The following is a 12,312-nucleotide window of genomic DNA, read 5'->3' on the forward strand; positions in this document are numbered from 1 at the left end:
GTTTTGCTCAAAAAAAATAAAAGTCTGATAAACAGACTTTTATTTTCTACTCTACGGTACGTGGTTTATAAAATGTTCGATTGTCTAATCCAAAAATTCGTTCACTAAATTGTCCTGGTTCTGTTTTTTGTAAAGCTGATGTAATCATTGTGACACTTGCATCCATTAAGTCAACATGATGTAAAATCTCTGCCTCTAATAATAATGGACGAACTGGCGAACCATATTCTAATTTACCATGATGAGCTAATACTAGATGTTTTAATAAAACAACATCTTCATGACTTTGATCAATATCTAATTCTTCACAGGCTTTTGTAATTTCTTCATCCATTAAAACAATATGCCCCATTAATTTTCCTTTTAGAGTATACTCTGTTCCAACAGCTCCTGATAATTCAATAATCTTCCCAATATCATGTAATAGAACACCTGATAATAATAATGAACGATTGACTTCTGGATACTGTTCCGCAATGGATTTAGCTAAGCGTAACATCGATAAAGTATGATAACTTAATCCACCAGCAAAAGCATGATGGTGACGTTTAGCTGCAGGGTATTCGAAGAAGTCTTGCTGATACTTCCCTAAAATTTTATGTACAATTCTTCGCATCACTGGATTAATAATTTCAAATAGAATTGCATTTAATTCTGTTTCCATTTCTTCTCTTTTCATTGGAGCATGTTCTAAGAAATCTGAAGTATCACTTGGTTCTCCCATTTCAGGTCTAGCTAAACGAAGTCCTGTAATTTTAATTTGTGGCATTCCATTAAAAATTTCTCTTTTACCTACAAGATAAACAATACTTCCTGATGAAAAACGTTCAATTTCTTCTGGAGTTGCAGACCAATATTTTCCATCCATTTGCCCTGACTTATCTTGGAATGTAAAAGCTAAAAATGGTTTTCCATTCTTTGCTAATCTCACATCAGCTGTTTTTATTAATAAAAACAACTCCAACGGTTCATCTACTGCATAATCATATAATTTTTTTACCATGAATTCCTCTTCTTTCTATCTTTGTAACCTTATTACATTAGCTTTTGTTTCATCAATTGTAAATGGCTCATCATCTAATGAAAAATAAATTACTTGTACTTTACTTGAAAGCTCTTTAACTAATTGTAACATAATCTGTTTACGTTCACTATCAAAATTCACGAAACTATCATCGATTAACACCGGTAATGGAACTTTAGAAGATAGATTACCGATAAATGCCAATCGAAGACTCACTAATAATTGATCTAAAGTTCCTCTTGATAATTCGCTCGCAAATAACCACTGTTTTTCATTATTTTGTACAGCTATTTTCATATTTTTCATTTGAATAGCTTGATATCTACCTTGGGTTAATCGATTAAAATAATGACCCGCTACTTTAATCACTTCATCTGTTTGAGTCGGTAACTGGTTTTGTAAGCTTTCTAAAATCCATTTTGAAGCATATAAAGAACTTGCCCATTCCACTAATTGTTCTTCTACTTCTGCCTTCCATAATTCAAATTGAATCACTTGTTCATGATATGTTCCATCTGTTGCTAGATGTTGAATTTGTTGTAGATTTTTTGCTTGTTCTTCTAATAAAATTTGATTTTTTTGAAGAAGTGTGACTAATGATTGATGCGTCTCTTTCATTTTTTTCTCTAATTCTTCTTGATTTTGTAACTTTTTAAGTTCTTCTAAATATGGTTCTAATGCTTGTTTGATTTGAGTATATTGTTGAATAAGCAATCGATTTGCTTCATAGTTTGCTTCTTTTTGATAAAATTCCTCCATATTTTGAACTTTCGCTGTCTTCAATAATGCTACTAATTGTTCCTCTAACACTTGTTTTTCGTGATACAATTGATGAATTTGTTCTTGTAATTTTAATCCTTCATTCATCTGAATCATTTCTGTTTGGTAAGAATTTTGAACTTCTTGAATGATTTTTTTTAATAATTTCCATTCTAATTCAATCGTTTGAGGAATAGCTTCTTTTTTTATTTCAAAAACCCACTGCCAATTCTTCTGTAATTGCATGAATTCTTTTTCCATTTGTCGAAGTGATTCTTCTTTTGTTTGAGCCTGTTTAACAAAGTATCGAAGAGATTTTAAAACATCTCCTTGACAAAGTTGTTCTACTGATATTTTGGAGTCAGCATATCCATAGTTATTTCTCCAACTAACTAATTCCTGTGAAATTTCCTCGAGTTTTTCTTTATTATTTGTTCTTTGTAACGTATATTCTGCTAATTCAACAGAGATTTCTTCTAATCTTTTTGAGAAATAGTCCTTAACCTGATTCGTATGGACAGCTTTTTTTCCATATATCCAACTGAATAAACTGATCATTAAACCAATGACTCCTCCAATTGCTTTTAACAAAGGATTTGTAAATAACATCAGAGAAGAAAGAATAACCACTACTCCACTAAACATCAACAATCCATTAACATTCAATCGATGATAGTTGCTATTTTGTTTTTCAGAATGACTCTTAATTTTTTCTTGTTCTTCTTTTAGACGGTTTATTCGACTATCTAATTCTATTTCTGCAAATTTCAGAGATTTTTCATAATGAATCTTTTCTTTTAATCGTTCCAGTTCATGTTCTGGTATTTCTATTGGAAGAAATTCATGATGAATGTTCCACATTTTTTCTTCTTTTAAAATATTTTGTTGCAATTCTTCTACTTCTAATTTTAATTTTTTTCTAAGCAGTATCTTTTCTTCAATTTCTTCTTCCATCAAAGAAATATTTAATAACTGAGACCATCTTTCATCTGTTTTTAATTGTTGCTGATTTTGATGTTTCTCTTTCCATAAATGATAATCCTTTTGTAATTGTTGAAGTTGTTGCTCATTCCATTCAGAATCCATTCGACTTCTTTCTAGTTCGTATTTCCACTCTGGATTCCAAGAGTCTTCCTGATTAAAATGAATCTTATTTCTTAACTCTATCCATTTTTCATAACTGCTCCAATGAGATTGTAATAATTGAAGTTTTCTTTCTGCTTCTTGTTTTTTCTGAATCAACTGTGAAAGACTCTGGATTTCTTCCTTCATCTTTTCAGATTTTTGAAGTATCTCTTCATATACATCATTATTTTGTGCTAACTCTTCAATTTTCCCCATTTGTAAATCTAATTGTTGTAATTGCTGATTGATCACTCTTTTCACTGCTTTAGGAGTGAAGATTGAATCGGCTTGCTTTTGTAATTTCGTCGATAATTTCATCCATTCTTCACTACCCGTTACACTCACACTATAGAGAAACTGATCCATCTCCTCTATTGAAGAAAAATGAAATTGGTCTAATTGCTCTTTATTAAATCCAAAAACTTGTACATATTGTTTCTCATCTATTGAAGAAATCATTTGTTTCCATTTATCTTCTGATAAACTTTTTCCTAAATTTGTTTCGCATCGAAAACATAATTTTCCATTTTTTATCATTCGTTCAATGACTAATGAACCTTCAGTTGTGTCTTCTAACCAAATTTTTCCTCCCATCATTTCCCCATTTATCGGTTCATATAGGTATTTTCCAGCAATTTTCTTTGGAAAGCCAAATAACATATGTTGAATAAAAGAACGTAACGTTGATTTCCCCGATTCATTTTTCCCCTGAAATATTTGTAGTTGATAATGAAAATCCATTTTCACTTTTGACCATTTACCATATCCATAAATTTCTATTTGCTTAATGTACATTTTCATCACCTACTTCCCTATTAGTTTCAATTAAACATTTTGCTCTTTGAACGATTTTATGTTGAAATGATTCGCTACTCATTTCTTTTGAAAAATATTTTGCCAACAATGAGTGTTGCATCGCAATCGTTTGAATTTCGAGAAATCGATTTTGATGACTTTCTTCATCCTCTAATAATTCAATCCATAACTGATTCTTTTCTTTGAAGGATTGATATTCAATTTCCATTTCTATTACATGTAAATTTATGTAGTTCTTTTCAATTTCTTTTTGTAATATATCTTCTATTAATTTCAACCATGATTGATTAAATCCTCTACTTACTTTAAGAACATATTTTAATAAATATATCTTGTTCGAATTCCACATTTTCTTTGCAATATGACGATATAACTCTGCTACAATAAATTCTACCGACGAAATTTCTTCACACTCAAATACCATTTCCATCCATTCGATTGAATGACAAGACACAAATTCTTTTTTCATTGATAAATTTTTATCTAAAGTCACAAAATAAAATCCTTTTTCACCAACTTCCTTAAAACTTCTTCCCTGAATTGTTCCAGAATATGCAATTCTTCCATTATCATCTAAATCCATTGCTTTATGAATATGTCCTAAAGCCCAATAATCATAATGAAGCTTTTCTAAGTCACTAACTTTAAATGGAGCATAAGCGCCAGATGAATCGGATGTTGTACGTGTTTGACCATGATACATTCCAATGTGATAATCCACTAATTCATTTTTCATTGGAAATTGCAAAGCCATCGGCTCGGTTATCCATCTTGTTTCATAACTAAATCCACTAATAGCAACACTTTCACCAGATACAGTGGTCAGTATTTCCGTTGAAACGTCCTTTTTAAAAACTTTTACAAACTCGTTATTCCACTCTTCATTAAACCTTCCATAATCATGATTTCCATGAATTAAATAAGTATAAATACCTGCTTGAGTCAATCTTTGAAATTGTTCTTTCAAAAAGATTTTTTCTTGGATATGTTGTTGGCTTGAATCAAATATATCCCCTGAAATTAGAATAAAATCAACATGAGATTCAATAGCTGTTTCTATTAACGTTAAAAAAGCTTTTTTTGTAGCATCAATTGCTTGAGATGCTATCGTACTATCTTTTTGTTGAAGTCCTGTAAATGGACTTCCTAAATGTATATCGGCACAATGAATAAAGCGAATCATAAAAAAACTCCTTATGTGTAAAAATAAAAAAACGGTCTATTCACTTCTAGTCCATTATGAATTTGATTTCATTAGGCTAAAAATCAATAAGACCGTTTCGATCAATGTAATTATTGATATAATTCTTGCAATGAAGTTGTTAAAATGCGATTAATATCTTGCATCATCACATTTAAACGTTGTTCTGCTTGCATTAATGTTTGAATAGCTTCATTAGAACTTGCTTTTTGATATAAATCATTTGCATAATCCATATCTTCTTCAGTCAATTCTTCACCATTCATTTGTTTTTGTTGGAATTTTACATTCATATCACGGAACTCTTCAAATAAAGCTTTTGCTTCTTCTGATTGTTGTACTGCCTCAAAAGCCTCTTTCACTGCAGCAAACTCATCTGATTGACGAAGTTCACGTTCTAATTGATTCGCTGTATCGTATAAATTGCTCATCATCATACCTCCTTTTTCCAAACTTATTATAACATAACTATAACGTTTTCTTCTACTTTTTTCGCACATATGTTCGTACATAAAAAAGCCGGCATATAGCCGACTTCTTGTTAATGATAATGATAAGAATTTCCTTGATTTCTACGAGTTGCACGCAATGAGATTTTCTCATGAGAAATTCCAGCTTGTACCCATAAAGCAAATTTTTTCAAAGGGATATATAATAAATAATACAGAACAAGATTTAATACTAAACTTGAACCTAAACGTTGGACTAAAAATTGTTGTACTGAAAGATGTTGAATCCCTATTAATGTATAAATGATATATACTCCTGTTTCAGTAATCGTTAATAAGAAAATTAAAGCTAATCCTAACGTAAATGGATTAATACTAATTTTCCCTCTTATATGACCGATTAGTCGAATAATAACAGCAAAAATTGCCATATAAACTCCTAAAATACCAGAATAGTAGCTATCATACATAAATCCAACCATTACTGCAAACCAAAACATACTTGAATGGTCAATAATAAAAGTTAATAAGATTAATGTAATTACCACAATTCTAGGAACAAGAGTATATCCCGATTCAATCAAAAATACAGAAAAATGATTCATGATAACTCCGTCCAATAAGAAAGCAATAATCATCAAAATGGGTAACCAATAAATACGCTTCGAAGTATGCATTATTCAGTCCTACTTTCACTTGTTCGCTTCACCACTGTTACATAACGAACATCATTTGTATCTGCTGCTGGTTTAATACGAACTTCTTTATATAATCCAAAACGATCCATTGCAACTTCTTCAACTGTACCAATATATAACGAGCTTGGAGATACGCCTCCTAAACCGGATGTAACAACTTTATCTCCAACTTTAATTTCTTGAGTTGCTTGAATTTGACTCATAATTAAAATATTTTTTTCATGGTCATACCCTGTTAATGTTCCATAAATCGATTCTTTTTCTCCTTGAATCATCGCTGCAACACGAACTAATGTATTATCATTATTCGATAATAATGCAACTCTTGCACTAGTAGGATTTACATCTAATACTTTACCTACTAGACCATTATCACTCATAACTGACATTTGAGGAATTAATCCATCATTTGCTCCTTTATTAATCGTAACAATATCTCTCCAAGTATCTGGATTTCTTGCAATGACTGTTGCGTTAATTAAAGTATAGTCGTTTAAAGTATCTTGTAACTTCAATGCTTCCTTCATTTTTTCATTATCTTTTTTTAAGTCATTTAGTTGAACTTCTAATTCATAGATTGTTTCTACTTTTTGTTTTAACGTCTGATTTTCTTGATAAGTATTTGTCAAATTAGAAATACTTTCCATAAAATCATTCACACTATTGGCAGGATACGCAAGCATTCTTCCTAAAATATTCGTCACATCATTGACACCTTGCGAAACAATAGTACTACCAACAGTGAGTGAAAAGGTAATGAGTAAAAGTGTTACAATTCCACCTAAAACCCAACCAATTAATTTCTTATTCGAAAATATTGGATTCACTGTTCAGTCTCCTTTTCATTATTTTTTCATTAATAGCGGATTTGCTAAAATTTTTCCAGTTCCTAATGCTACACAATCCAATGGATCATTTGCTACAAAGGCTGGTACTTGAGTATAGTCAGAAATTACTTCGGCTAAATTTCTTAACAAGGCACCACCACCTGTTAATACGATACCATGATCAATGACATCTGATGCAATTTCTGGTGGAGTTTGTTCAAGAACGTCTCTTACGGCATCGATAATTTGCGTAATAATTTCACTCATTGCTTCTGCAATTTCAACAGCTTCAACTTCAATAATTCTTGGCAATCCAGTAACCATATCACGTCCACGAACTTGCATACTTCCATAAGCAGAGGCTTTTTCAACTGAAGCAGATCCTAATTGAATTTTTAAATCTTCGGCAGTTCTTTCACCAATTAATAAATTATATTTTTTACGAACATGTAAAATAATCGCTTCATTTAATTCGTCACCACCGATACGGATAGATTGACTATTAACAATTCCACCTAATGAAATTGTTGCTACATCTGTTGTTCCTCCACCAATATCTACAATCATGCTTCCTGTTGGCTCTTGAACTGGTAAGCCTGCTCCTACTGCTGCTGCAAATGGTTCTTCAACAACATATGCTTCTTTAGCACCTGCATATTTAGTAGCATCTAATACTGCTCTTTTTTCAACATCCGTAATTCCACTTGGGACGCAAATCATTACAATCGGTTTAAAGAAAGAACGGCCGACAATTGATTGTACAAAATATTTTAACATAGCTGTTGTTGTATTATAATCTGCAATAACACCGTCTTTCATTGGTCTAACTGCCACAATATTTTCTGGTGTACGACCAATCATATCAAATGCATTTTGCCCAACGGCTATAATTTCTTCAGTAATTGTATTTTTTGCGACAACTGATGGTTCACGTGTCACAATTCCTTCATTTTCAAGATAGACAATTGTATTGGCTGTACCTAAATCAATTCCAATATTTTGTGCTCTTAAACTTAATGCAACCACAACTGGTCCTCCTTTTTGTGTCCTAAAAGACACCATATATACCTTGTATAGTATATCATACAATAGAGCAATAATAAATATTAGTCCCTGTGGTAATCTAGAGAAAGTTTTCTGTAAAGTTAGCTACCATTTTACATTTCTTCTTCCTGTATTTTGTCGTAAAACAATTTGAATTTTTTATGGCAACGATTAAATGCACTCTTAATGGCTGATAAAGATTTATTTGATTTTTTAGAAATTTCTTCAAATGTATATCCTTTCATATAATGAAATAATACTGCTTTTTCAAACGAAGATAGAGAATGCCAATAATTTGGAATTTCTTCTTTTAATAAAAATTCTTCTTCAACAGACACATGATACTTAAGATTAGAAATATCATACTTACATAAGCAAGAACCGGGAACAACTCTTTCTCTATGTTCATGACGTACTAATTGTATAGCATAGTTTTTTAACGCACGTTCATAATAAGAAATAAATACTTTACCTTTTTTGAAATCAAATTTCTTTGCCGTGTAAAACAATAAATAACTAGCTTCTTGAATAAAATCTTCTAATTCAACACAGTAATAAAAATGACGATAATAAATGCTATACATTAAAGGTTTAATCTTTCCTATTAAAAGAGGAAAAGCTTCTTCATTATTCCCGTTTTGAATTTCCAAAACTAATTTCTCTATACTACACATATGAATCCCTCCTATTTTTTCTTCACTTTAATTATAATATTTGTATGAAAAGCTTCAAGAATATTTCTGTATTTTTGTAGAAATATTACCGTTGAAATTATGAAAATGAAAGTTGAAGGGTAATTAATCCGAAACAATATCTTTCATTAATTGTTTTCATTTCTAAGTATTCTTCAAAAAGAAACTTATAAATAATATTTTGAAAAAATATGAGAATATATCATTTTTTATCATTGATTTCTTGCGGGGTAGAAAATTGACTCTTTTAATTTCTTAAGATTTGTTAAAATTTTCAAAAATACGAAATTCTATTTGTGAATCCGTAGTTATTCACAAAGTTTTCACAAATTCTAGCAAAAAATTGGATAATTTCCCAGAAAATCTCTTAGAAACAAATAAAAAATAGAAAATAATTTTAATGCAACATACAATATTGAATATTTTTCGGAATTAATCTGGTTATTAAATAATTTTGATACTCTATTTAAATGATATTTTGATTCACAAACTATACTATTTTGAAGAGAAAAAAATATTCTGAAAATCAAAAAAACTGTCTAAAGAAATTCTACTATTTCTCTAAACAGTTTAAAGTTGGAATTACAAGCTATTCAATTACCTCATAAATTACTTCTTTATTCCAACGAACTTTAGGAGTAATCTCTTGATCACGATATCCAAAACTTGCCATTACGGATACACCAAATTCATCCGTATTTAAGTAACCTTTTTCTTTTAAATAAGATTCTACTTTTTCTCTATTAAACCCTTCAATCGGTAAAGAATCAATTCCTAGAAGTGTTGCTGCAGACATCATATTTGCCATTTGAATATATGTTTGTTTACTAGCCCAGTCAAATAATGTTCTTTCATCATTTAAATCAGCATCTATTTGATGAAAACTCTTCACACGTGATGCGAATCGTGAAGTTGAATCATAATCACGATTTTTTACTTCCTTCATCAACTTTGCAACATAAGGGCTATCATAAGTAACTCCCTTTCGAGCAAGATAAATAACAAAATGACTCGCAGTTTCTAAACTATTAATTCCACCCCATGTCATTTCCTTCAAATCTTCTCTCATTTGTTCATTTTTTAATAGAAGCATTTTCCAAGGTTCAAATCCAAGAGATGATGGAGCTAAACGTCCTACTTCCACTAATGCATCCCAATCTTCATCTGAAATACGACGATTCGGATCATATTTCTTTACTGCAAAACGTTTATGTTGTAATTCAATAACTTCATTTCTATTCATTAAAAATTCTCCTTTAAATTCGTTAATAAAACACTACCATACGATCGTAGTACTTACAAGAAACTTTGACTTCTATTCCTTCACTAGCCATATATGTTGTAAGAAACTAATATCTTTATACGGATACAAATCACATACTGCAAGTTCCATTTCAGTCATCTTTTCTAACCAGTTATCTTTCGTTTTTACTTCATTCATCTGTAGACTATAAAATGTACGGATAGCTTGATAGTTTTCCAATTTCATTTTTGACATCTCTAATAATTTATCAATAGTATAAGTTGTACCAGAATTAAATGAGACGCTTCTAAATTCATTTCCTTTCAATAACTCCAATGCTTGATCTACATCATTAGAAAATACAACTGCTTGCATAATTTTACCAACCTGGTTATGTTTGATAATAGATAATTTTCCATCTTGTTTTAAAACACGTTTTAATTCAGCAAGATAGTTTTCTCGATTATTTTCTTCGATATACTCTAGCACATTGTGACACAAAACAATATCAAAAGATTCCGATTCAAATTTTTCCACTTGCTCTAAGCTACCTAAAATTTTCTTATAAGTATGATTAGGATAAGCAAACAGCATTTCTTTCTCTGGTTCAATCGCAACAACTTCATTATTTTCTCCTAAAAACTGACTTACTAAACCAAATCCTGAACCAAAATCTAAAATTTTTTTATTTTTTAAATGAACCAATTGGGCAAAAGTAATTTCATATTGAATCTTTCCCCAAGGTTGCTCTAACATTTGTTTGTATTGTTGAATATTCACTATAAATTATCATCCTTTTTAGACTTAGATTTTTTATAAAACTTTGGAATCACACGCTCAAAATTATCAAACCAATCTAATACTATTTTTGCCCTTTCAAGCATAATTGTCAACTGATCATTTCCATAATTTACTGCCCAAGGAATAGACCCCACAACATCACAAGCCATATAATAAGTCATTAATTTCCAAAAGTCATCAGGAATATTCTTCCCATTAAAATAACCATTAATTAATCCAGTTGCAAACTCCTCAGATAATTGTGCATTCCAAATCATGCGATTAAACTCTTCCATAGGATCACCGATTTCTAAAGAGCCAAAATCAATAATAACAAGTTCTTTTGTTTCCAAATCAATCATCATATTCCCAACATGATAATCCCCATGACATAATGAAATTGGTCTATCCTGTAATAAATACTGATGAGTAACAATATAATCAATAAAAGTTTCAATTTCAGGAAAATTTATATTCGTCCTTCTAAAAGAGTCAATCTTCTTCATTGATTTCTGTACATAATAGTCTTCCCAATTGTCTGAGTATTCTTCAATAGAAATCAAATGAATCTTTTTTAGAAATTCGCCTGCTTGAATACCATATAGATAGAGTTCTTTATCCGTTAGTTGAGTCACGTATTCTCGAAAATCAACACCATCAATCCATTCATATAAACTAAGAATTGAATCACTTTCATACTTAATTTCTATTAATTTTGGAAATTTCATTTCATTTTTTAAATCTGAAATATATTTCAATTCTAACTCCTTCTTCATAGTAAAAGATTGAGGAGAGATTTTTAGAAAGTATTTCTTATCAGCTATAACTTTGTACTTCACTTCTTCAGAATATCCTTTTGAAACTAACTCCTTTGGATATTTATCAATTTGATCTAGTATTTTCATTGTTTACCTCCTTTATATAGACTCGATTCACAAAATTTTATATATAAAAAAACTAGAAATGCTGCTTTAACAACATCTCTAGCTTTAACGTAGTACCGGCGGCCGGGGTCGAACCGGCACGCCCTCGCGGGCACTGGATTTTGAGTCCAGCGCGTCTGCCAATTCCGCCACGCCGGCATATAAAGGCGGTAAACGGATTTGAACCGATGATAAAGGTTTTGCAGACCTCTGCCTTACCACTTGGCTATACCGCCATTTCTATATAAAAAAAACTGGGGTAGCTGGATTCGAACCAACGAATGACGGAGTCAAAGTCCGTTGCCTTACCGCTTGGCTATACCCCAAGAAAAAAGGGCGATCGAGGGGAATCGAACCCCCGAATGTCGGTGCCACAAACCGATGCGTTAACCACTTCGCCACGATCGCCATAATATGATAACAGGGGTAGCAGGAATCGAACCCACACTAACGGTTTTGGAGACCGCTGTTCTACCTTTAAACTATACCCCTAAATAGTTAAAACTATTTAATGAATGGAGGGGGGCAGATTCGAACTGCCGAACCCTAAGGAGCGGATTTACAGTCCGCCGCGTTTAGCCACTTCGCTACCCCTCCAGATGGCTCGGGACAGAATCGAACTGCCGACACTTTGAGCTTCAATCAAATGCTCTACCAACTGAGCTACCGAGCCTGGAAAAAGCGGTCCCGACGGGAATCGAACCCGCGATCTCCTGCGTGACAGGCAGGCA

Annotated in this window: 11 protein-coding genes and 7 tRNA genes; all 18 read right to left on the reverse strand. The window is 31.5% G+C overall.

Translation table 11 applies throughout. From position 1 onward, the window contains the following. Positions 1 to 46 precede the first annotated feature (46 nt). Positions 47 to 1,003 (reverse strand): HD domain-containing protein, encoded by a 957-nt coding sequence (locus RWL86_RS04065; protein ID WP_314077301.1) that lies wholly within the window; start codon positions 1,001 to 1,003, stop codon positions 47 to 49. 15 nt (positions 1,004 to 1,018) lie between these two features. Then, positions 1,019 to 3,703 (reverse strand): AAA family ATPase, encoded by a 2,685-nt coding sequence (locus RWL86_RS04070; RefSeq protein ID WP_314077302.1) that lies wholly within the window; start codon positions 3,701 to 3,703, stop codon positions 1,019 to 1,021. Next, a complete protein-coding gene (locus RWL86_RS04075; protein ID WP_314077303.1) occupies positions 3,693 to 4,907 on the reverse strand; it encodes a DNA repair exonuclease in 1,215 nt (404 codons plus the stop codon). Before RWL86_RS04075 ends, RWL86_RS04070 begins: the two co-directional genes overlap by 11 nt. A gap of 110 nt (positions 4,908 to 5,017) precedes the next feature. Then, complete coding sequence (locus tag RWL86_RS04080) at positions 5,018 to 5,356, reverse strand: YlbF family regulator (protein WP_314077304.1); 339 nt, start codon at positions 5,354 to 5,356, stop codon at positions 5,018 to 5,020. 110 nt (positions 5,357 to 5,466) lie between these two features. Continuing rightward, positions 5,467 to 6,051 (reverse strand): rod shape-determining protein MreD, encoded by a 585-nt coding sequence (gene mreD, locus RWL86_RS04085; RefSeq protein WP_314077305.1) that lies wholly within the window; start codon positions 6,049 to 6,051, stop codon positions 5,467 to 5,469. Further along, on the reverse strand, positions 6,051 to 6,899 hold the full coding sequence (mreC, locus tag RWL86_RS04090; protein WP_314077306.1) for a rod shape-determining protein MreC: 849 nt from the start codon (positions 6,897 to 6,899) through the stop codon (positions 6,051 to 6,053). Before mreC ends, mreD begins: the two co-directional genes overlap by 1 nt. Positions 6,900 to 6,917: 18 nt before the next feature. Continuing rightward, positions 6,918 to 7,961 carry a rod shape-determining protein gene (locus RWL86_RS04095; protein ID WP_314077307.1) on the reverse strand — a complete coding sequence of 348 codons (1,044 nt, stop codon included), beginning with the start codon at positions 7,959 to 7,961 and terminating at the stop codon, positions 6,918 to 6,920. Positions 7,962 to 8,056: 95 nt separating this feature from the next. After that, positions 8,057 to 8,617 carry a sigma-70 family RNA polymerase sigma factor gene (locus RWL86_RS04100; RefSeq protein ID WP_314077308.1) on the reverse strand — a complete coding sequence of 187 codons (561 nt, stop codon included), beginning with the start codon at positions 8,615 to 8,617 and terminating at the stop codon, positions 8,057 to 8,059. Positions 8,618 to 9,224: 607 nt separating this feature from the next. After that, complete coding sequence (locus RWL86_RS04105; RefSeq protein WP_314077309.1) at positions 9,225 to 9,878, reverse strand: NAD(P)H-dependent oxidoreductase; 654 nt, start codon at positions 9,876 to 9,878, stop codon at positions 9,225 to 9,227. 72 nt (positions 9,879 to 9,950) lie between these two features. Further along, positions 9,951 to 10,634: a methyltransferase domain-containing protein gene (locus RWL86_RS04110; protein ID WP_314077311.1), complete on the reverse strand. Its 684-nt coding sequence runs from the start codon at positions 10,632 to 10,634 to the stop codon at positions 9,951 to 9,953. Between the two features lie 23 nt (positions 10,635 to 10,657). Further along, on the reverse strand, positions 10,658 to 11,563 hold the full coding sequence (locus RWL86_RS04115; protein WP_314077310.1) for a phosphotransferase: 906 nt from the start codon (positions 11,561 to 11,563) through the stop codon (positions 10,658 to 10,660). Between the two features lie 93 nt (positions 11,564 to 11,656). After that, positions 11,657 to 11,740 (reverse strand) — tRNA-Leu (locus tag RWL86_RS04120). 6 nt (positions 11,741 to 11,746) lie between these two features. Continuing rightward, positions 11,747 to 11,817, reverse strand: a tRNA-Cys gene (locus RWL86_RS04125). Positions 11,818 to 11,835: 18 nt separating this feature from the next. Then, a tRNA-Gln gene (locus RWL86_RS04130) sits at positions 11,836 to 11,907 on the reverse strand. 9 nt (positions 11,908 to 11,916) lie between these two features. After that, positions 11,917 to 11,989: transfer RNA gene (locus tag RWL86_RS04135), tRNA-His, on the reverse strand. Positions 11,990 to 12,002: 13 nt separating this feature from the next. Further along, positions 12,003 to 12,073: transfer RNA gene (locus RWL86_RS04140), tRNA-Trp, on the reverse strand. 24 nt (positions 12,074 to 12,097) lie between these two features. After that, a tRNA-Tyr gene (locus tag RWL86_RS04145) sits at positions 12,098 to 12,178 on the reverse strand. A 3-nt stretch (positions 12,179 to 12,181) separates the two neighbouring features. Next, positions 12,182 to 12,254, reverse strand: a tRNA-Phe gene (locus RWL86_RS04150). Positions 12,255 to 12,312 lie beyond the last annotated feature (58 nt).

Source organism: uncultured Granulicatella sp. (assembly GCF_963515095.1).
Classification (GTDB): domain Bacteria; phylum Bacillota; class Bacilli; order Lactobacillales; family Aerococcaceae; genus Granulicatella.